The 18,764-nt window shown below is 68.2% G+C and carries 22 protein-coding genes and 1 other RNA gene; 10 read left to right on the top strand and 13 right to left on the bottom strand.

What is annotated here, in order from left to right:
- Positions 1 to 153 precede the first annotated feature (153 nt).
- Together ffs and A3CU_RS0113700 are read right to left on the bottom strand one after the other, a co-directional pair.
- An RNA gene (ffs, locus tag A3CU_RS50570) (signal recognition particle sRNA small type) lies at positions 154 to 246 on the bottom strand.
- Between the two features lie 100 nt (positions 247 to 346).
- Positions 347 to 781, bottom strand: coding sequence for a tautomerase family protein (locus tag A3CU_RS0113700; RefSeq protein ID WP_027942769.1), 435 nt, complete (start codon positions 779 to 781; stop codon positions 347 to 349).
- An 80-nt stretch (positions 782 to 861) separates the two neighbouring features.
- Between A3CU_RS0113700 and A3CU_RS0113695 the strand changes: the two genes are divergently transcribed.
- The gene (locus A3CU_RS0113695; protein ID WP_027942768.1) at positions 862 to 1,371 is read left to right on the top strand and encodes a winged helix-turn-helix transcriptional regulator; all 510 of its coding nucleotides are present in this window, start codon (positions 862 to 864) and stop codon (positions 1,369 to 1,371) included.
- A 153-nt stretch (positions 1,372 to 1,524) separates the two neighbouring features.
- Here the strand turns inward: A3CU_RS0113695 and A3CU_RS0113690 are convergent, their stop codons facing one another.
- Entirely contained in the window at positions 1,525 to 1,779 is a 255-nt protein-coding gene (locus tag A3CU_RS0113690) for a DUF397 domain-containing protein (RefSeq protein ID WP_027942767.1), read from the bottom strand.
- 218 nt (positions 1,780 to 1,997) lie between these two features.
- Here A3CU_RS0113690 and A3CU_RS0113685 point away from each other — a divergent pair, with 218 nt between their 5' ends.
- Together A3CU_RS0113685 and A3CU_RS52400 are read left to right on the top strand one after the other, a co-directional pair.
- A complete protein-coding gene (locus tag A3CU_RS0113685) occupies positions 1,998 to 2,462 on the top strand; it encodes a hypothetical protein (protein ID WP_245617061.1) in 465 nt (154 codons plus the stop codon).
- The gene (locus A3CU_RS52400) at positions 2,459 to 2,632 is read left to right on the top strand and encodes a hypothetical protein (protein WP_156960365.1); all 174 of its coding nucleotides are present in this window, start codon (positions 2,459 to 2,461) and stop codon (positions 2,630 to 2,632) included. Before A3CU_RS0113685 ends, A3CU_RS52400 begins: the two co-directional genes overlap by 4 nt.
- 15 nt (positions 2,633 to 2,647) lie before the next feature.
- Here A3CU_RS52400 and A3CU_RS0113675 read toward each other — a convergent pair whose 3' ends face one another.
- Positions 2,648 to 3,505, bottom strand: coding sequence for a helix-turn-helix domain-containing protein (locus tag A3CU_RS0113675; RefSeq protein WP_027942765.1), 858 nt, complete (start codon positions 3,503 to 3,505; stop codon positions 2,648 to 2,650).
- 367 nt (positions 3,506 to 3,872) lie between these two features.
- Here A3CU_RS0113675 and gndA point away from each other — a divergent pair, with 367 nt between their 5' ends.
- A complete protein-coding gene (gndA, locus tag A3CU_RS0113670) occupies positions 3,873 to 5,312 on the top strand; it encodes an NADP-dependent phosphogluconate dehydrogenase (RefSeq protein ID WP_027942764.1) in 1,440 nt (479 codons plus the stop codon).
- Here the strand turns inward: gndA and A3CU_RS0113665 are convergent, their stop codons facing one another.
- Entirely contained in the window at positions 5,313 to 6,020 is a 708-nt protein-coding gene (locus A3CU_RS0113665) for a Clp protease N-terminal domain-containing protein (RefSeq protein ID WP_027942763.1), read from the bottom strand.
- 210 nt (positions 6,021 to 6,230) lie between these two features.
- Between A3CU_RS0113665 and A3CU_RS52395 the strand changes: the two genes are divergently transcribed.
- The 5 genes from A3CU_RS52395 to A3CU_RS0113645 are packed head-to-tail and all read left to right on the top strand — an operon-like array spanning position 6,231 to position 8,991.
- Positions 6,231 to 6,401, top strand: coding sequence for an antibiotic biosynthesis monooxygenase family protein (locus A3CU_RS52395; RefSeq protein WP_156960364.1), 171 nt, complete (start codon positions 6,231 to 6,233; stop codon positions 6,399 to 6,401).
- Positions 6,392 to 6,535 (top strand): hypothetical protein, encoded by a 144-nt coding sequence (locus tag A3CU_RS52390; protein ID WP_156960363.1) that lies wholly within the window; start codon positions 6,392 to 6,394, stop codon positions 6,533 to 6,535. Before A3CU_RS52395 ends, A3CU_RS52390 begins: the two co-directional genes overlap by 10 nt.
- Positions 6,536 to 6,555: 20 nt before the next feature.
- A complete protein-coding gene (locus A3CU_RS0113655) occupies positions 6,556 to 7,674 on the top strand; it encodes an ABC transporter permease (protein ID WP_027942762.1) in 1,119 nt (372 codons plus the stop codon).
- Positions 7,671 to 8,390, top strand: a complete 720-nt coding sequence (locus tag A3CU_RS0113650; RefSeq protein ID WP_027942761.1) for an ABC transporter ATP-binding protein — start codon at positions 7,671 to 7,673, stop codon at positions 8,388 to 8,390. Before A3CU_RS0113655 ends, A3CU_RS0113650 begins: the two co-directional genes overlap by 4 nt.
- A 28-nt stretch (positions 8,391 to 8,418) precedes the next feature.
- Positions 8,419 to 8,991 (top strand): TetR/AcrR family transcriptional regulator, encoded by a 573-nt coding sequence (locus A3CU_RS0113645; protein WP_027942760.1) that lies wholly within the window; start codon positions 8,419 to 8,421, stop codon positions 8,989 to 8,991.
- 45 nt (positions 8,992 to 9,036) lie between these two features.
- On the opposite strand, the gene A3CU_RS0113640 is transcribed toward A3CU_RS0113645, so the two are convergent.
- The 8 genes from A3CU_RS0113640 to A3CU_RS0113605 all read right to left on the bottom strand — a co-directional run bounded on the left by A3CU_RS0113640 (position 9,037) and on the right by A3CU_RS0113605 (position 15,780).
- A complete protein-coding gene (locus tag A3CU_RS0113640) occupies positions 9,037 to 9,705 on the bottom strand; it encodes an SRPBCC family protein (protein ID WP_027942759.1) in 669 nt (222 codons plus the stop codon).
- 20 nt (positions 9,706 to 9,725) lie between these two features.
- On the bottom strand, positions 9,726 to 10,070 hold the full coding sequence (locus tag A3CU_RS0113635) for an ArsR/SmtB family transcription factor (protein ID WP_027942758.1): 345 nt from the start codon (positions 10,068 to 10,070) through the stop codon (positions 9,726 to 9,728).
- Positions 10,071 to 10,377: 307 nt separating this feature from the next.
- Positions 10,378 to 10,515, bottom strand: a complete 138-nt coding sequence (locus A3CU_RS52385) for a hypothetical protein (protein ID WP_156960362.1) — start codon at positions 10,513 to 10,515, stop codon at positions 10,378 to 10,380.
- A gap of 103 nt (positions 10,516 to 10,618) precedes the next feature.
- Entirely contained in the window at positions 10,619 to 11,800 is a 1,182-nt protein-coding gene (locus tag A3CU_RS0113625) for a 4-hydroxybenzoate 3-monooxygenase (RefSeq protein ID WP_027942757.1), read from the bottom strand.
- 90 nt (positions 11,801 to 11,890) lie between these two features.
- Complete coding sequence (locus A3CU_RS0113620; RefSeq protein ID WP_027942756.1) at positions 11,891 to 12,655, bottom strand: IclR family transcriptional regulator; 765 nt, start codon at positions 12,653 to 12,655, stop codon at positions 11,891 to 11,893.
- Positions 12,656 to 12,744: 89 nt separating this feature from the next.
- Positions 12,745 to 13,866 carry a 5-methyltetrahydropteroyltriglutamate--homocysteine S-methyltransferase gene (locus A3CU_RS0113615; protein WP_027942755.1) on the bottom strand — a complete coding sequence of 374 codons (1,122 nt, stop codon included), beginning with the start codon at positions 13,864 to 13,866 and terminating at the stop codon, positions 12,745 to 12,747.
- Between the two features lie 83 nt (positions 13,867 to 13,949).
- The gene (locus A3CU_RS0113610) at positions 13,950 to 14,171 is read right to left on the bottom strand and encodes a hypothetical protein (RefSeq protein WP_211246418.1); all 222 of its coding nucleotides are present in this window, start codon (positions 14,169 to 14,171) and stop codon (positions 13,950 to 13,952) included.
- Positions 14,172 to 14,328: 157 nt separating this feature from the next.
- Positions 14,329 to 15,780 (bottom strand): serine/threonine-protein kinase, encoded by a 1,452-nt coding sequence (locus A3CU_RS0113605; RefSeq protein ID WP_052371707.1) that lies wholly within the window; start codon positions 15,778 to 15,780, stop codon positions 14,329 to 14,331.
- Positions 15,781 to 16,026: 246 nt separating this feature from the next.
- On the opposite strand from A3CU_RS0113605, the gene A3CU_RS0113600 reads away from it, so the two are divergent.
- Positions 16,027 to 18,759 carry a sensor domain-containing protein gene (locus A3CU_RS0113600; RefSeq protein WP_027942752.1) on the top strand — a complete coding sequence of 911 codons (2,733 nt, stop codon included), beginning with the start codon at positions 16,027 to 16,029 and terminating at the stop codon, positions 18,757 to 18,759.
- Positions 18,760 to 18,764 lie beyond the last annotated feature (5 nt).

The following is an 18,764-nucleotide window of genomic DNA, read 5'->3' as shown; positions in this document are numbered from 1 at the left end:
CCACACCGGGAAAAACGGATGCTAGTCACCACCCAACGTGCCCAGCGCCCGCCAAGGTGAGGAGCTCGCACCGTGGGGGGTTTGGGGGGCTCGGCCCCCCAAAATAATGACGAGGTGCGGGCCGGAGGGAAGGTGCGCCCGAAGGGCCACCGAACAAGGGGACCCCCGCACCCGTCAGAGCCTGCTTATCCTTGCTGCCTTCCGGCCCTGGGGAGATTCGCAGGGTGGACGCCGCGGGGGTCCGATTGCAGTATAGGGCAGGACTGGGTGCACCGGTCGGGCAGGTCGCCGCCACTGGTTGTGCGCGGGACCGTAGCCGGATCCGCCGCGCGGTCCGGCCGAGGGCCTAACCGCTGGTCACCAAGGCCGCGATGTCCTCGATGCGCACGATCTCTCCGCCCGCTCCCCAGTTGCCCTCCGGAATCTCATTGATGTGCACCCAGGCGGTGGCGGCCTGACTGAACCGTTCCGGATCCGCGTCGGCGTCGGCGAGTACCCGCGTGACGCGCCGCACGATGTCACGGCGTTTGTCGTCGTTCATCGAACCGGCCGGTACTCCCACTCGCACCACGTATCTCGGCTTCTCTCCGTCGGACAGTTGCCGGCCGCCCACGAACCAGGCGTCGATCTCGTTCACCACCAGCCACGAGATGGACCTTGCCGCCTCGGTGTCCGGGGCACCCTCGGCGAGCATCACCTCCGACACCAGTCGCCCACCGATCTTCTCGCGGCGCTCCTGATCGAGCGAGCCCTTGGGAACGAACAACTCCACGAACGGCACGAGTCAGTCCTTTCATTGAACTCTTAACGTCCGCAACGTACAACGGTGAGTTCAATGAATCAACCCTCTACACTTCAGGCATGCAACGGACCAGCTTCGCGGAGATGCACTGCTCGATCGGGCAGTCCCTGGAACGGGTCGGCGAGTGGTGGACGCCGCTGATCGTGCGGGACCTTTACCTCGGCCTGCATCGCTTCGACGACATCGCGGAGAATCTCGGTATCTCCCGCAACCTGCTCACCCGTCGGCTCGAGACGCTGGTCGCCGGCGGCATCGTGGAGCGCCAGGCGTATCAGGAGCGGCCGCCGCGATACGAGTACCACCTCACCGAGGCCGGCCGCGAACTCGTGCCGGTACTGATGGCGCTGATGGCCTGGGGCGACAAATGGGCGACACCGGCGGGAGGTCCGCCGGTGCGTCTCGTGCACCGTGAATGTGGTGCGGAATTCACCCCGCAGGTCTGCTGTTCGGCGTGCGGGAAGCCGGTGACCACCGCCAATGTGACGTCGCTGCCCGGTCCGGGCGCCGCCTCCGGGCCGGGGACCAGGGTGCTGGCCCGGCGCAGCGGCATCGCGCCCGAGGAGTGGTGACCGGCGAGATCATGGTGGGTTCGCGTAAGGCATCCTGCCGCTGGTCGCGTTCCCCGTGGTGGCGTGGCGGCGAACCTGGGCCCAGGTGGCGGGAAGAGTTCCGGCCACCTGAGTAACTCCACGGTCAATAACACACGAACGTAATTATTCCAGTCAGGACAGGAGATCGAACTGGCCGGCCTTCACGCCGGCCAGGAAGGCCTCCCACTCCCCCGCGTCGAAGACGAACACGGGACTGGCCGACAGCTTCGTGTCGCGGACCCCCACCAGCCCGTCGCCGCTGATGTTGACTTCGACGCAGTTGCCCCCGTTGGGCTCACTGGCGAAGGACTTGGCCCACTTCTTCTCGTCGAAGAGACTGCCCGCGGTGTTGGGGTCGTAGTCGTGTGGGTGCAGTTGTTGCGCCATGGGTCGTACCTCCGTGCGTGCTCGGCCGCTCGTCCGAACTGACGAGTTGGCCCCCCGAGATCGCTTGGACCCCCCGTGGGTCCAGCCGGGTGATCTAATCCTTGACCACTCGACACCGAGATTATTCCAGTAGTAAGATTAATCACTGCTGGCGGGTATGCGGTCGCATCCGCCGCCCGATATGGCCTAGACCTGCACTTCTGGGGGAGGTTCCACCGGTGCTCACAGCTGACACCGTTGTCGCGCCCGTGCGCTACGGCGACGGGGCACTCCTCGATGTGTCGCCGGCCCCGGTGCCGGCGACACCGTTCATGGTCGTCGGCCGGGTCAACGGCCGCGAAGAGGCGGTCAGAGCCGCCACCCCCGCCGAGGCGCTGGCCAGAATGCTCGACTGGCTGCGGCGCGACGAGGACGCGTCCGCGGTGTGGTACCTGCGCGAGGACTGGCCGGGCACGGTCACGGTCATCGGCCGGCCAGCGCCCGGCGTGGTCGGTGAGACCCGGCGCTGCGCGCACCTGTTCCCGCTCAGCCCGGGCATGGTGCTGTACGGATCGATGGTCTCCCACTGTGGAGCGGAGCTCTTCCTGACCGACATCGAATGGCTCGGGTTGGGCTCCGGGATGCCCTGCGAATGCTGCCTCGCACTGTCCGAACCGGCACGGCCCTGTTTGGAGGGATCATGACGGTCAGAATTGGGAATGCCGAGCGGACGGGCCAGCCGCGGGGTGACTGCGAGCAGTTGGCCTGGGTGTCCTTCCCCGACGCCGAGCACATCGCGGGACACCGGTCGTTCTCGCCGCGCTGGCTCGTTTGGCGGTTCGCGCCGCACTCGGGCCCGAAACCGAAGAGCTGACGGGAGTTTCGCGCGCTACGCGCCCATCGCCGCGCGGTACTTGTCCGCCAGTTCGCGCAGGAACTCCCGCGTTTCGTGCCGTTCCAGCGCGGCACCGCGGAGCCGGTCCCAGGCGTCCACAAAGATCTGGAAGTCCTTCTGGTCGTCCAGGTAGATGCCGCCCGCGGAGTGTTCGATGTAGACGAAGTCCCGGGTGCGGTCGGGAAACCGCATGATGGTGAAGTCGTTGGGCACGGCGGCCAGCCGTGCGTTGAGTCTGAGCACGTGGACGTACACCCGCTGTCTGCGGTCGAGTTCCAGCAGATGCTCGAGTTGGTCCAGCATCACCGCCGGCGCCTCGCCACCGGGTGCGCGCAGCAACGCGGCTTCGCTGAGGATGAACCGGTAGTACGGCGGCTGCGGCTGGTCGAAGACCGTCTTGCGGTCCAATCTGTTGCGCACCAACGAGGTCACGTCGGTGGCGCCGAACTCGGTGAACTGCTTGAGCATGTAGTGCTCGGACTGCAACGGACCAGGAATGCGCTCGCCGTGCCAGGTCATGATCTCGGCCGCGGCCGGTTCGAGGTCGGTGAAGGTACGGAACCAGTGCGGCACCACCGAGCGGTAACCGGACCAGTGTCCGCGCTGGCCGGCCGCGGCACGGGCCAGGTTCATCAGCGTTTCGGACTCGTCTCCGTTGACGCCGAAGGCTTCCAGCATCGCGCGGACGTCACCCAGCTTGACGCCGACCGCGCCGGATTCGATCTTGTTGACCTTGCCCTGGGTACAACCGAGCACCTCGGCGACCTGTTGCTGTGTCATCTTCGCCGCGATACGCGCGTGTCTGAGCTCGTTCCCCAGTTGCTTGCGGCGGGAGGTAACGGTGCTAGCCATTCCTGCCTCCCCGGGCCGCTCCCGGTCTCTCGTCCATGCTCACAAGTCGCCGACCACATTCGTGTTCACACACCGGATGGACATGGTAACCGGGGGAAGGATGTCAGGAAACCGGGTCCTTCGCCAGTCGGCATCGCACATCCAACCGGAGTTCGATGGGAGAGATAGGCTGACCGATGCGTCTCGCACCTATGGGCGGGGCTCTTGGTCGGACCGCGGCAGTCAGGGTGACCACCACGCGCGCGTCCCGAAGGCCCCGCTATCGGGGCGGCGGGGCGCCCCCGTCGAGGACGTGACGTGTTCTCGGATGGAGCGCCCTGTCGACACGATCGCGGTCGCGCGCAAACTCGCGAAGGAGCGAATACCTATGAGCAAGAAGGCGAGCATCGGCGTCACCGGGCTGGCGGTCATGGGCCGGAATCTGGCCCGGAACCTGGCCCGTCACGGGCACACCGTGGCGCTGCACAACCGCTCCCCGCAGCGGACCCGCGACCTCGTGGAGCAGTTCGGCGACGAGGGCGACTTCATCCCGGCGTACTCGGCCAAGGAGTTCGTGAACTCGCTGGAGCGTCCGCGCCAGGTGGTGATCATGGTCAAGGCGGGTGCGCCGACCGACGCGGTCATCGACGAATTCGCGCCGCTGCTGGAGAAAGGCGACGTGATCGTCGACGCGGGCAACGCGCACTTCGCGGACACCCGCCGGCGCGAAGCCGCGTTGCGGGAACAGGGTTTGCACTTCGTCGGCACCGGGGTGTCCGGCGGTGAGGAGGGCGCGCTGCACGGGCCGAGCATCATGCCCGGCGGCTCGACGGAGTCCTATGAGTCACTCGGGCCGCTGTTCGAGGACATCTCGGCCAAAGTGAACGGTGCGCCGTGCTGCACGCATGTCGGCCCGGACGGCGCCGGTCACTTCGTGAAGATGGTCCACAACGGCATCGAGTACTCGGACATGCAGTTGATCGCCGAGTCTTTCGACCTGTTGCGCGGTGCGCTCGGCTACGAGCCGGCGCAGATCGCGGAGATCTTCCGCACCTGGAACACCGGGCGGCTCGATTCCTACCTGATCGAGATCACCGCGGAGGTGCTCGCGCACACCGATCCCGCGACCGGCAAGCCGTTCGTGGACATCGTGACCGATCAGGCGGAGCAGAAGGGCACCGGCCGCTGGACCGTCCAGATCGGCCTGGATCTCGGCGTGCCGATCAGCGGCATTGCCGAGGCGGTGTTCGCACGCTCACTGTCCGGCCACGCGGATCTGCGCGCCGCGAGCCGCGGGCTGCCGGGTCCCGCGCGGACGCCGCTTTCCGGGGCGGCGGCGGAGACCTTCGCCGACGACGTGGAACGGGCGCTGTACGCGTCGAAGATCGTCGCCTACGCACAGGGGTTCAACCTGATCCAGGCAGGCGACACCGAGTACGACTGGGGTATCGACCTCGGCGCGCTCGCCTCGATCTGGCGCGGCGGCTGCATCATCCGCGCGAAGTTCCTCGATGACATCCGCGCGGCCTACGCCGCCGAGCCGGGGCTGCCGACGCTGCTCAACGCAGGCGAGTTCCGCAAGGCCGTCGAGGACGCGCAGGACTCCTGGCGGGCGGTGGTCGCCACCGCGACCCGCCTTGGCATTCCGACGCCGGGCTTTTCGACCGCGCTCGCCTACTACGACGGCCTGCGCGCCGACCGCCTGCCCGCCGCGTTGGTGCAGGGCCAGCGCGACTTCTTCGGCGCCCACACCTATCGCCGGGTCGACCGGGAGGGCTCGTTCCACACCGCCTGGGCCGCCGAGGGCCGTCCCGAGTCGATCGCGTGACTACTTGATGGTCGACAGGACGGCGAGGATCTCGGCCTCGACCGCGGCCTTGGTGACGCCAAGGTCGGTCAGCAGATCGAAGGCGGGTCCTTCGTGCTGCTCCAGCAGGCCGAGCAGGATGTGCTCGGTGCCGATGTAGTTGTGGCCCAGCCGCAAGGCTTCTCGAACCGTCAGTTCGAGAGCCTTGCGGCCGGCGGGGCTGAACGGAATGCGTTCGGGCATCGTCTCGACGCCCGGCGGCAGAATGGCCGCGACCCGCTTGCCCACCTCCGCCAACGGCCCCGCGAACTTCTCGATCGCCTTGGCGGCCAGCCCCAGCGGCTCGCTCAGCAGCCCGAGCAGCAAGTGCACCGGGTCGATCTGATCGTTCGCCACACCGCGCGCGGACCGCTCCGCGTGTTCGAGCACGTTCTTCGCGCGCAGGGTGAAGCGACTGAAGTCAGTGCCCTGCGATGAGACGAAGAATTCCTTGGGTACGAAGCGTTTCTGGGCGGCCTGCTTGGAGACCCCCATGCTCGTACCGATCTCGGTCCACGAGGCGCCCGAGCGCCGCGCCTGATCCACGAAATGACCGATCAGGTGGTCGGCCACCTCGCCGACCTGGTCGGCGACGAGCACGGCGTCGGACAGTTGCTGGAGGGGCCCGGACCCCGGGTTCTGGTTCTTCACGGACTCGATCAGGTCGTCGAGTCGAACTGGATTCGTCATACGTCAACCATAGGTTGACGATCTCCTTCCGTCAACTTGAGGTTGACGATCAAGCCACATGCCCACTCGGATGTTTCGCGCCCGCCTCGCGAGCAAGTGGAATCAGAATGTTGCTGACACCTGTGTCGGAAACATGGGTTAGGATGCTGACACCCGTGTCGGCATCTTTCGTGTCGACTCCGGCTCCCCCTCCTGTCGGAGGAGATTGGTGTGCAAGCGATGTATACGGTGATGAACCGCATTTCGGTTCCCCTGGCTGATGGGCCTGCGTTCGAGGAGCGTTTCGCGGCGAGCATGCGCGAGACACTGCCCGGGGTGGCCGGCCTGGTCGGCGCGCGGCTGCTGCGTCCCGCGCAGGAGGGGGCGCGTATGTGGCGCTGATGGACTTCACCACCCGTGACGCGTTCACGGAGTGGACCCGGTCACAGTCCTTCCACGCCGCCCACAGCTCCTCCACCCAGGGCATGGCCGGCGGCGTCGAGATGTTCGAGACCGTCGCCGCCGTCGGCGCCTGAGAACCGGACGGATCCATCCCATGTTTCTTGCTGTACGCGACCTGCGGTTCGCCCGCGGGCGCTTCGCACTCATCGGCGCGGTGGTCGCGATGATCGCCGTGCTCGGTGTCATCCTGTCCGGGCTGGCCAGCGGGCTGGCCGACTCCGGCATCTCCGGCCTGCGCGCTCTCCCGGTGACGCATTTGGCCTTCGACAAGTCCGCCGCCGGCGAACTGTTCTCCCGCTCCACCGTCACGAAGACCACCTGGCAGGCCTGGGCGTCCCAGCCCGGTGTGCGTAAGGCTGAGCCGTTCGGCCAGCAGCTCGTCCACGCGCAGCTGGCCGGTTCGGACGGCAAGCAGCTGAACCTGGCCGTGTTCGGGGTCGAACCCAGCGGATTTCTGGCCCCCGTACCGGTGTCGGGCAAGCCCCTGTCGGCCGACCCGAACGGCGTCCTGGTCAGCGAGGACATCGCCAAGGAGGGCGTGAAGATCGGCGACCGGCTCACCGCCGGGCAGGCGGGCACCGCGCTGACCGTGGTCGGCACGATCGGCCACGCCTCGTTCGGCCACGTCGGCGTGGTCTACGTGCCGCTTCCGCTGTGGCAGCAACTGCACTACGGCCTTCCCGGGCCTGTGCCCGCCGCAGCCGCCGACCAGGCGACCGCCGTCGCCGTGCAGCTCGCACCCGGCGCCGACCCGGCCGCGATCGACCACCGGCTCGGCACGCAGAGCGTCGACAAGACCGGCACCTACGCGGCATCCCCGGGCTATACCGCCGAGTCCAGCACCATGACCTTGATTCGCGGCTTCCTCTATGCCATTTCCGCCCTGGTCGTGGGCTCGTTCTTCACGGTGTGGACCATCCAGCGCCGTCAGGAGATCGCCCTGCTCAAGGCCATTGGCGCCGGCACCGGCTACATCCTGCGCGACGCGCTGACCCAGGTCGCCGCCGTCCTGCTCGCGGCTACCGCCGCCGGCACCGCCGTCGGACTCGCGCTCGGCGGAGCCATGAACGGATCCGCACCCTTCTCCCTCGAAACCGGCCAGGTGACCATGGCCGCGGCCCTGCTGATCGTCCTCGGCCTGGCCGGCGCCACCGTCGCGGTCCGCCGCATCACCAAGGTGCAGGCCCTCACCGCCCTCGGAGCCAACCGATGATCCCCACCACTCCCGCCACGTCCCCCAACGCCGGCAGCACGACACTTCCCGCCGCCCTGCGCCTGACCGGGGTCACCCTGCGCCTGGGAGACGAGACCCAGCAGGTCACCGCGGTCGACCGGGTCGACCTGGCCGTCGCACCCGGCGAGTTCCTCGCCGTCACCGGCCCGTCCGGCTCGGGCAAGTCCAGCCTTCTCGCCGTCGCCGGCGGACTACAGAGCCCCACCGAAGGAAGCGTCCACGTCGCCGGCGTCGACCTGACCACCCTCAAGGAACACCAGCGCACCGCCCACCGACGCAATCACATCGGCTACGTCTTCCAGCACGCCAACCTGCTCGCCTCCCTCACCGCCCGCGAACAGCTCCTCCTGCCTGCCCACATCGCAGGCCGACTGGACAACTCCGCCCGCCGACGCGCCGACGACCTGCTGGAGGCGGTCGGCATGAGCGCCCGCGCCGACCGGCGCCCCCACCAGCTGTCGGGAGGCGAGCGTCAGCGCGTCGGACTGGCCCGGGCCCTCCTCCTCGCCCCCGAGATCCTCCTCGTGGACGAACCGACCTCCGCGCTCGACCGCGCCCGGGCCCGCGACATCGTCGACCTGCTCGCCGAGCAGACCCGCGCCCAGAAGACGGCCACTGTCATGGTCACCCACGACACCGAGATACTGGACGCGGCCGACCACGTCCTGTTCCTGAGGGATGGCCGACTGACCTGACCCGAACCTCGAAGGGCGCACCCACGCCATGCCCAAGATCAACGCCGCCACCGTGGCCGAGCACCGCGCCCAGCAACGCGCCGCGTTGATCCAGGCAGCCGTTGACGTCCTGGTCGAGCAGGGCGCCGCCGCCGTCACCCCGGCGGCGGTCGGCGCCCGAGCAGGCCTGGCCCGTTCCAGCTTCTACCAGTACTTCCCCTCCGGCGCTGCCATCCTGGCGGCCATCGTCGAGGACACCTTCACCGCCGCCAACACCGCCCTCGACCAGGCCCTGCGCGGCATCGAAGGCCCGGCGGAACGCATCGACGCCTTTGTCAGAGCGGAACTGCGGCTGGCGGCCCAGGGCCTCCACCGCCCCGCTGCCGCCCTCATGCGCGCCGAACTGCCCCAGGAATGCCGCGACCGGGTCCACGAACTCCACCACCTGCACTACGCGCCCCTGCAGGCAGCGATCGCCGAACGCAACCCGACTGCCCCGCTGCTGACGGCCCAACTCGTCGGCGGCCTTCTCCAAGCAGCCATGACCGCCGTCGAACACGGCGCGGACCCGAACGAAGTCGCCGACCGGGCCCTGCACCTCATCCACCACGGGCTGCGTTGACCAGTGCGCGCGGGCGCGCCTCGCTTTTGCTGATGCGCTGAGAGATCACTCCCCACCCGAAGGCCGTTCGGCTGATGCGTCAGGAGTGGCACCGGTGTACATGGCGTGGATCCGGGCGGCAGCGGCCCGTGCTTCGGCCTCGTCGGTCCCGGCTTCGATGCTCGCCTGGCACCATTGTTCGCTGCTGAGCGCCATGAACCGCTTGCCATCCCCGGATTGGCTCCACGCCGCGCTTTCCGCCGGGTCAATGCCGCGTCCGGACTCCAGGTGCGTGGCCAGCCCGAGCAGCATCATGTCCCAGCCGATGCCGACGGCGCCGGGCCCGAACTCCGCCCACCGCTGGTCGTCGACGTGTGCGACGTGTTCCAACTCCAACCGGGTACGGTCGTCCGGCGTGGCGCTCAGCCGCACCTCGATCCAGCTGACCTCCCCGCCGAACTCCCAGGTAGCGGAGAACCTCTTCGGCGGGTCACAGCTTTCGATCGTCCCACCGGCATTTCCCTCCAGTTGGTAGCGGCCGCCGAGGCGCAGGTCGCCCGAAATCGGCATGAGCCACCGGGGAATGCGCTCGAGATTGGTGCAGGCGTCCCACACGTCGTCCACAGTGGAGTCGTAGGTCTGGCCGATGGTCAGGACCCTGGCTTCGCCGGCTTCGAGCACACGCTTGCCGATCCGCCGCTGGACGGCGCTGACCTGGTGAGTGACGTTGAACATGATGATCTCCTCGGATCGGATCAATCTTCGGGGTTACGGCGACGCCGCTCGCGCTTGCCGCGGGCCAGTTCCGTCTCCAGCGCCAGCAGATGCGGGGTCCAGAATCGACGGAACCGGTCAAGCCACGCGTCCACGTCCCGCAGCGGCTCGGGGTTCACCGCGTAGAGGCGGCGCGCCCCGTCCGGCCGTACCGTCGCGAAATTCGCGTCGCGAAGGACCTTGAGGTGCTGGGACACCGCCGGCTGAGAGATCCCGAACTCCTCGCGGATGACGGCGGTTACCGCGCCGGAGGTCAACTCGCTGTCCGCGAGCAGTTCCAGGATCCGGCGCCGGACCGGATCGCCGAGTACGTCGAACGCGTGCACGGCGGCCATAATGCCGGGCTTGACTTATATAAGTCAAGTCTAAAATTGTGCTGCTTGAGCCAAAGCGGATGATGGCTCGGGCGAAGGGGAGGCCAACGTGGTTCTCGGCGAGGCTCGTGGCGGCGACATGGGACGATCCGGTCGATTCGCTTGTGTCGCAAGAGTTCCACGAGGGCACGCGGAAGTGCCCGGTGTCCAGGCAAGGCGGCCGAACCCCGGAGACCTCAGACTCGACCGGCAAGCCCTTCGCCGCCATCAGGTCGGCCGCGGACATGCGCGAAGTGGGAGGCCCGGACCTACACGGCGATCAGGTCTCTTCGTCCAACATGAGTTTGGCCGTTCGCCGGTAGCGGACGTTGCGGCTGCGAGCGGCATCGCCGAGAAGCTCGACCGAGCCCTCAGCTCGGAGGGCCTTGAGCCATCTGGCGACCGTCTTGTCGGGCACACCGACAATGTCCGTCAACTCTTCGTCAAGCAAACCATCTCACCCCACATGCTCACTCACATGCTCACCTAGCGCAGTGAGCATGTGAGTGAGCATGTGGCGGTCAGGCGAAGGGGAGGCCCACGTAGTTCTCGGCGAGGCTCGTGGCGGCCGCGCGGGAAGACGCGGTGTACCGGAGTTGGGAAAGCTGGAGCCGGCGCCCGAACTCGTCGGCGCCCGGGTCGACGTGCAGCATCGACGTCATGTACCAGGAGAAGTGCTCGGCCCGCCACACCCGCCGCAGACAGATGTCCGAATAGGACTCGGCAAGCTCGCTTCGCTTGTGCCGCAACAGTTCCACCAGCGCCCGGGAGAGCATCCGGACATCGGCGACGGCCAGGTTCATGCCCTTGGCGCCGGTCGGCGGGACGATGTGCGCGGCGTCGCCGGCCAGGAAGAGCCGCCCGTACGACATCGGCTCGGCGACGAAGCTGCGCATCGGGGTGATGCCCTTGTCCAGGATCGGGCCCTCCCGCAGCGAGAAGTCCTGGTTGCTGGTCTCCAGGCGCAGCGACAGCTCCGACCAGATCCGGTCGTCGGACCAGCCCTCGATCTTTTCGTCGTGCGGAACCTGCAGGTACAGCCGGGTGATCTCCGGCGAGCGCATGCTGTGCAGCGCGAATCCGCGCTCGTGATGGGTGTAGATCAGCTCCTCGTGCGAGGGCGGGGTTCGCGCGAGTACCCCGAGCCAGGCGAACGGGTATTCCCGGTCGAAGAACCTGACTTCGCCGGCCGGGATGGCGGGGCGGCTGACGCCGTGGAAGCCGTCGCATCCGGCGATCACGTCACAGTCGAGCCGGCGCGTGGCACCGTCCTCGTCGCGGTAGGCGATCCACGGGTGCTCGGTGTCCAGGCCGTGGGGCCGGACCCCGGAGACCTCGAACTCGACCGGCCAGCCCTTCGCCTCGTGCGCGGCGATCAGGTCCTTGACGATCTCCTGCTGGCCGTAGACGGTGATCGCCTTCCCGGTCAGTTCGGTCAGTGCGATGCGGTGGTCCTCGCCGTCGAACCGGAGGGAGAGCCCGTGGTGCGGCAGTCCTTCGGCGTCCATCCGGGCGCCGACACCGATCTCCCGCAGCAACTGGGTGGTCGGGTGCTCGCACACGCCCGCGCGCACCCGCCGCTCCACATATTCGCGACTGCGTGTTTCGAGCACGACGGCCTCGATGCCTTCGGAGTGGAGCAGGTACGACAACAACAGACCCGCCGGTCCAGCACCGATGATCCCGACCTGCGTGCGCGCCACCGTCAAAGCCTCCAAACGAATCGTCTGTCCGGCCCTCAGCATGCGGCCCTGGCCTCCGATGCGACACGGACCCTTCCACTCACCGGAAGTTCAGCCCGACTGGTACGCGCCGAGCGAGCGTGAAATTCCCCTGGCCGCCGCGCGGACCGCGGGCACCAGCGTGCGCGGGTCGGTGCCATCGGCGGGCACCACGATGGAGATCGCAGCGACCACGTCGTCACCGGGGCCGTACACGGGCGCCGCCACCGACAGCGACACCATTTCGATCTGCCGGTCGCTGATCACGAACCCGTCCCGCCGCACGTCGGCCAGCACCCGCCGAAGCTGCTGAGGCGAAGTGACGGTCTTCGGCGTGTACGCCTTCAGCGGCTGGGACAGGACGTGTTCCTGCACGTCCACGGGTGCGTTGGCGAGCAGCACGAGGCCGACGCCGGTCGCATGCGCGGCCAAGCGCCCACCGACCCGGGATATCACGTTCACCGCGTTCCGGCCGGAAATCAGTTCCACGTAGACGACATCGGGCGCATCGAGCACGGCGAGCTGGACGTTCTCGTGGGTCGCCTCGTAGAGGTCTTCCAGGAACGGCATCGCGTTCTCGCGCAGGCCCACCCCGCGCGGCGAAAGCGAGGCGATCTCCCACAGCCACAGACCGACCCGGTACCGCCCGTCCTCCTGGCGTTCGAGCGCACCGCGCCGGGCAAGTTCGCCGACGATCCGGTGCGTGGTGGACAGCGGCAGCCGGGTGCGCCGGCTCAGCTCGGACAGGCTCAACGCCGACCGCTCCGGAGTGAACGCTCCCAGCACGTCCAGCACCCGGTCCACCACCGATGGCGCCTGCGCCGAAGTGTGCCGCATACGCCCAGGTTACGGGGTATCCGGTGATCTGTCGGCAAGTTCGTGCCGGTGCCGGACGCGGCAAATGTCGCACCGGCAGCCGGGGACGATCAGCCCCAGACCAGCGCGGCGGTCTCGACGATGCGCTCCAGCTTGGCCTTCTGCTCGGCTTCGGTGAGGTCGTTTCCTTCCTCCGTCGAGGAAAACCCGCACTGCGGCGACAGGCAGAGCTGTTCGATGTCCACGAACTTCGACGCCGCGTCGATCCGCTGCCGCAGCGAGTCGACACTCTCCAACTCCCCGCGCTTGGTGGTGACCAGGCCGAGCACGACGTACTTTCCCTTGGGCACGAACCGAAGCGGCTCGAACCCGCCGGACCGCTCGTCGTCGAACTCCAGGAAGTAACCGTCCACGTCGAGCTCGTTGAACAGCGCGTCCGCGACGAAGTCGTACCCGCCCTCGGCCACCCAGGAGGACCGGAAGTTCCCGCGGCACAGGTGCGTGGTGACGGTCAGCCCGGCGGGCTTGCCCGCGAGCGCCGCGTTCATCGTCTTGATGTTGCGCAGGTGCTGCTTGTCCGGGTCCCCGCCCATGCGCGCCACGAGTGCCCGCTGTTCCGGGTCGTTCAGGTACGCCAGGCTGGTGTCGTCGAGCTGGAGGTAGGTGCAGCCGGCCTCGGCCAGTCCGGCGACCTGCCGGGCGTAGGCCTTGGCGAGGTCGTCGTAGAACTCCTCCAGATCCGGGTACACCGTCTCGTCCACCGCCGCCCGGCCGCCACGGTAATAGACCATGCTGGGCGAGGGGATGGTCTGTTTCGGCGTGACCGAAGGTTCCACAATGGACTTCAGGAAGCCGAAGTGCTCGCCGAAGATGACGCGGTCGAGCCCGACCTTGTCGACGACCTTCAGCCCGGACGGGCTGAACTCGATATCACCGGCGGCGTTGTGGAATTTGACGTGCAGCCTCTCGTCGCTCTTTTCGATGCCGTGCAACTGGTAGATGAAGTCCATGTGCCAGGCCGAGCGGCGGAATTCGCCGTCGGTGGCCGACTTCAGCCCGGCCGAGCGCTGCATCTCGACGGCGCCGCGGATCGCGTCGTCCTCGACCGCGCGCAGTTCTTCGGCGCTGATCGCGCCCTTGGTGAACGACTCTCGAGCCTCGTGCAACGCGGGCGGACGGAGCAGGCTGCCCACGTGGTCGGCGCGGAATGGTGGTGCCGTACGCGGAGTCATGTTTCGATCCTGGACGAGGCCGCCGGGGGAAAGCAAGACCGTTCCCATTGCGCGGTATGGCGGGAACCGACTGGCCCGGGGTGTCACTCCTGATCGGCCGGGCGCGTCCGGAGCCAGTACGAGCGAGTGGCGACGGCCAGCGTGACTCCGTACACGCCAAACGCAATCATGCCGATCCAGCTGACCAGCAGCACGGTGGGGTCCAGGCCCGAGGACTCCAGGGTGAGCCAGCTCCCCGATGTCCCGTTGCGTTTGGAGACCGCGAGCACCTCCTCACCACGCACGCCGCTACCGGGCTCACCCAACGCGCCCATCCCTGCCGCGACGGGCTCCCAAGAGAACTGAACTCCCGTCCGCCTTCAGTGATCATGCTCCGATCTCACCCGGACCGCGGGAGCACAGCATGAATCGCGCGAACGAACTTCCTTCCTCCGCAGAGGAAAAAGGGGCTCCTCGCGTTTGTCAGGGAGAGGAGTCGTAGGTATGTGGGCTGTACCAGGCCAGGGCCGCACGAAGTTCACGCGCTTCTCTGCGGCGGCGCCGGAACGAGCCGCGGATCGGGTAGATGCGAAGCCCGCCGTGGTAGGGCCGGTACCTGCTCGGGTGCGGCTGGGCGGTTCCCGGGGTCAGCCAGACGACGACACTTGCCCGTGCGCCGCCGTTTACGCGGGTTCGCGCGATCGTCGACCAGGATGAAAACCCGCTGTGTCGGCCACGGGAGAATCTGAGGCCATCGGCGGCGACATCGAGGGTGTGTCGCGGACGCGCGGCCGCGCCGAACAGCAGTGCCGCGATGATCATGAGTGGTGTGAAGGTGTAGATGCCTCCGGTGGGGAATCCGAAGGGAAACAGGAGATAGCCCCCGCCACTGATCGTGAACGCGACGAGAGTGGTCACACATGCCCACAGCAGCGTGTGGGTCCGCGAAGTTCGGAACCGCGCCGCCTCCTGGGAAGCCGGTTTGGTTGCGGGTGCAGTTTGCTCGTCGTGAGTCCGGCCGAGTTGGCCGTCGGCTACCGTCGGCACGTCCAGTGCGGTGCGCAAGGCCGTCTGGTGTTGGTCGATGAGCGTGTGCACCGGCTGGGGCAGCCACCGGGCGGATGTCGAGGAGCCGTGACCGGTGAGATGGTCGAGCAGTTCCTGGGGGCTGGGTCGACGCCGGGGATCACGCTGCAGGCACATCGCGGCGATCTTGCGTGCAGCGTCGGGAACACCGCTGAGGTCGGGCTCGCTATGCACTGTGCGATATAGCAGGGTCGCCACGTCCCCTTCCCCGAAGGGACCGGTGGCGATGGTGGCGAAAACCAGTACGGCACCGAGAGCGAATATGTCGCTGGCCGGCCCCACCTGGGCGCCGCTGATCTGCTCGGGAGAGAGAAACCCGGGTGTGCCGAAGAAATCGCCCGGGGAGGTCAGTGCCGTGGCCTGAACCGCGTGCGCGATCCCGAAGTCGATCACGCGGGGGCCGTCGCGGTCGAGCAGCACGTTGGACGGCTTGAGGTCGCGGTGCACCAGTCCGGTCTTGTGGAGGGCGGCCAATGCCTCGGCAAGTCCGGCCGCCAGCCGCAATGCGGCGGGCTCGGCCAAGGCGCCGGCTTCGACCACCGCCTGTTGCAGGCTGGGACCGGAAATGTATTCCGTGGCCAGCCAGGGCCGCTCGGCCTCCGGGTCGGCGTCGACCACCGCGCCGGTCCAGAACCCACCGACCTGGCGGGCCATGCCGATCTCGCGACGAAACCGTTCCCGGAAATCGGGTTCGGCCACCAACTCGGCGCGGGCGACCTTCACCGCGACCGGGCGCCCGGCTCGAGTGCGGCCCAGATACACCGACCCCATGCCGCCCTGGCCCAGGCGGTGCAGCAACGTGTAGTCCCCGACCCGCCTGGGGTCGTCCGCCCGAAGTTCCTGCACCATCCATCCCCGTACTCGGCTGAACGAGCCCGGAGTCTAGATCAACAAGTCGGCGTCCACGACAAAAACGGCAAACCCTGCTCGCTGGGGTCAGCCCCAGGCCGCTCTGCCGGGTTCCAGTCAAGTAGCGCTGCGCGGTATGTACCAAAAGTCAGGATAGTGCGGCCGATTTGGGTGCATTTGCTCTACAAGGATGCCTCCACATGGTCTAATCACGGTAGCGAAGCCTTCGGCGGATCGGACTAAACCATGGAGGCAAGGGCCAACCCCCCGTCGCCGGTCGACCATGAGCAGGTGATCGACCTGGCGCTGTCCGCTGACCACGCCGTCGTCTGGTCGCTTGACCTCGCGGCCGGCCGGCTCAGCTGGCACAACGGGATGGCGGAACTGCTGGGTGTGCCGGCGGAGGAACCCGAAACCATCCGGGCCGTGCTGGCGAGGTTGACCGAACCACTCGCGGTCGCCGCGCACACCACCGGACTGTGGCAGGACCTCGATCTGGAACAGTCGTACGAGACGCCATCGGGCCCGCCCCGGTGGATCCGGTTCCGGGCCAGGACCACCGAGAGTGGCTTGCTGGGGATAGCCACCGACGTGACCGATCGACACGACGAGCGACGCGAGCTCGCCGATCTCGCCGATCGGTATCGGCTCCTCGTCGAGCTCAGTCCCGACCTGATCGCCGTGCACTCCGGCGGCGTGCTGGTCTATGCCAATCCGACGCTGGTGCGCTTCGCCGGTGGCACCACCAGCGCCGACCTGCTGGGCCGGCCGATCACCGACTTCGTGGCCGACGAGTCGATCCCGGAGATGCCCAAGCGCATGGCCTCGCTGACCGAGCCGGGGGCCAGCAAACGCACCGAGGCGGTGCTGTCCTTCGCCGGCGGCAGGAAGGCGCCGATGGAGATCGTCTCGGTGCGCACGACCTGGGAAGGCCGGCGCGCCTACCAGGTGATCCTGCGGGATCTCAGCGCGCAGAAGGCGGCCGAGTCCACGCTGCGTTTCCAGGCGGCACTGGTCGAGCACGTCAGCGACGCGATCATCGCCACCGACGCCGAGGGCCGGGTGACCAGCTGGAATCCCGCGGCCGAGGCGATCTACGGGTGGCCGGCCGCCGCCGCGCAGGGGCAGAAGGTCGGCGAACTGGTCGGTGCCCCGCTCGACCCGGCCGAAGTGTTCCACGCCGGCGGCGTGCTCGAGACCACGCACCGGGCGGCCAGCGGCTCGGTCCTGGAGGTCCGGGTGTCGGTGGCGGAGATGAACGACGGGCACGTGCTCGTCTGCGCCGACGAAACCGCACGCCGGCGGGCCGAACGCCAGTACAGCACGGTCGTCGCCGCCCTGGACGAGGGCGTGCTGGTGATCGGCCCGGGCGAGACGGTGCTGTCGGCCAACCCGGCGGCCGAGCGGATCCTCGGGGTTTCCGAGTCCGCGATGAAGAGTTCCTCCCCCGAACAGTGGCTGGTCTACGACGAGCAGGGCAACCGGCTCCGGCGGGAGCAGTTCCCGTCGGCGCAGGTCCGCCGCACCGGCGTGGCGCAGCTGGGCCGCGTGCTGCGGGTCGCGCGGCGCGACGGGCGAACGGCGTGGATTTCGCTCTCCTGCCGGGCGATGCGGCCGGAGGACTTCGCGACCACCTCGTTCGTGGTGTCCTTCAGCGACATCACCGAGCGCCGGGCGATCGGGGAACGCCTCAAGCACGACGCCACCCACGACCCGCTCACCGAACTGGCCAACCGCACCCTCGTGCTCGACCGCCTCACCGCCTCGCTCGGCCAGGCCAAAGTCGCGGTGCTGTTCATCGACCTCGACAAGTTCAAGCTGATCAACGACTCCCTCGGCCACACCGTCGGGGACCGGGTGCTGCGCATCGCGGGCGAACGGCTGCGGCGGGCCGTCCGCTCGTCGGATCTCGTGGGCCGCCTCGGTGGCGACGAGTTCGTCGTGCTCGCCTTCGACGTGCCCGACCGCGCGTGGATCCGGAGCCTCACCGAGCACCTGCGCGAGTCCCTGACCAGGCCGATCTCGATCGACGGCCGGCGGCTGCACGTGGACGCCAGCATCGGCATCGTGCTCGCCGGCCCCGGCGACCCGCGCACCGCGGACGACCTGGTCCGGGACGCCGATGTCGCCATGTACCAGGCGAAGACGCTCGGCCGGGGCCGCTTCGAATTCTTCGACGTGGAACTGCGGGAGCGGGTGCAGCGGCGGCTGGGCCTGGAACAGGACCTGCGCGACGCGGTGCGCCGGGGCAAGCTGTGGGCCGCCTACCAGCCGGTGGTCGACCTGCGTTCGGGCCGGATGGTGGCCGTCGAGGGCCTGCTGCGCTGGACGCATCCGGTGAACGGGCCGGTCTCGCCGACCGAGTTCATCCCGCTGGCCGAGGAAAGCGACCTGATCAACCTGCTGGGCAGCTACGTGCTGGAGGAGACCACCCGCGAACTGGCCGCCCGCCGGGCCGCCGGGATCGACGTGGAACTCAAGATCAATCTGTCGACCCGCCAGCTGGACGATCCGGAGTTCGTGCCGGCGGTGAAGGACGCGCTGGCCAGGACCGGGCTCCCGGCGAAGGCGCTGTGTCTGGAGATCACCGAGAGCGCGTTGATGCGGGATTCGAACGCGGCCGGCGAGGTGCTGGACGCGCTGCGCGGGCTCGGCGTGCGGCTGGCGATCGACGACTTCGGCACGGGCTACTCGTCGCTGGCCCAGTTGCAGCGCCTCACCCTGGACACGCTCAAGATCGACCGGTCGTTCGTCACCGGGCTGGGCACGTCCGCCGATGCCGCCGCGATCGTCAACAGCATCATCGCGATGGCGCATGCGGTGGACCTGACCGTGGTCGCCGAAGGCGTGGAGAACGAAACGCAACTGAAGCTGCTCCGGGATCTGGGCTGCGACCAGGCCCAGGGCTACTACTTCGGCAAGCCGATGCCGGCCGACGAACTCTGGCGGGCCGACGACCGGAGCGCCACCGGCCGTTGACGGCG

This window comes from Amycolatopsis taiwanensis DSM 45107, assembly GCF_000519205.1.
GTDB classification, from domain to species: Bacteria; Actinomycetota; Actinomycetes; order Mycobacteriales; family Pseudonocardiaceae; genus Amycolatopsis_E; species Amycolatopsis_E taiwanensis.
This window is presented reverse-complemented; position numbering and strand designations above follow the sequence as displayed.

Bases quoted from the DNA above. Each gene is read 5' to 3' on its own strand.
- A3CU_RS0113695 (WP_027942768.1), top strand. From the start codon at position 862: ATGCAACGGACCAGCTTCGCGGAGATGCACTGCTCGATCGGGCAGTCC.
- A3CU_RS0113690 (WP_027942767.1), bottom strand. From the start codon at position 1,779: ATGGCGCAACAACTGCACCCACACGACTACGACCCCAACACCGCGGGC.
- A3CU_RS52400 (WP_156960365.1), top strand. From the start codon at position 2,459: ATGACGGTCAGAATTGGGAATGCCGAGCGGACGGGCCAGCCGCGGGGT.
- A3CU_RS0113675 (WP_027942765.1), bottom strand. From the start codon at position 3,505: ATGGCTAGCACCGTTACCTCCCGCCGCAAGCAACTGGGGAACGAGCTC.
- gndA (WP_027942764.1), top strand. From the start codon at position 3,873: ATGAGCAAGAAGGCGAGCATCGGCGTCACCGGGCTGGCGGTCATGGGC.
- A3CU_RS0113665 (WP_027942763.1), bottom strand. From the start codon at position 6,020: ATGACGAATCCAGTTCGACTCGACGACCTGATCGAGTCCGTGAAGAAC.
- A3CU_RS0113655 (WP_027942762.1), top strand. From the start codon at position 6,556: ATGTTTCTTGCTGTACGCGACCTGCGGTTCGCCCGCGGGCGCTTCGCA.
- A3CU_RS0113650 (WP_027942761.1), top strand. From the start codon at position 7,671: ATGATCCCCACCACTCCCGCCACGTCCCCCAACGCCGGCAGCACGACA.
- A3CU_RS0113645 (WP_027942760.1), top strand. From the start codon at position 8,419: ATGCCCAAGATCAACGCCGCCACCGTGGCCGAGCACCGCGCCCAGCAA.
- A3CU_RS0113640 (WP_027942759.1), bottom strand. From the start codon at position 9,705: ATGTTCAACGTCACTCACCAGGTCAGCGCCGTCCAGCGGCGGATCGGC.
- A3CU_RS0113620 (WP_027942756.1), bottom strand. From the start codon at position 12,655: ATGCGGCACACTTCGGCGCAGGCGCCATCGGTGGTGGACCGGGTGCTG.
- A3CU_RS0113615 (WP_027942755.1), bottom strand. From the start codon at position 13,866: ATGACTCCGCGTACGGCACCACCATTCCGCGCCGACCACGTGGGCAGC.
- A3CU_RS0113605 (WP_052371707.1), bottom strand. From the start codon at position 15,780: ATGGTGCAGGAACTTCGGGCGGACGACCCCAGGCGGGTCGGGGACTAC.
- A3CU_RS0113600 (WP_027942752.1), top strand. From the start codon at position 16,027: ATGGAGGCAAGGGCCAACCCCCCGTCGCCGGTCGACCATGAGCAGGTG.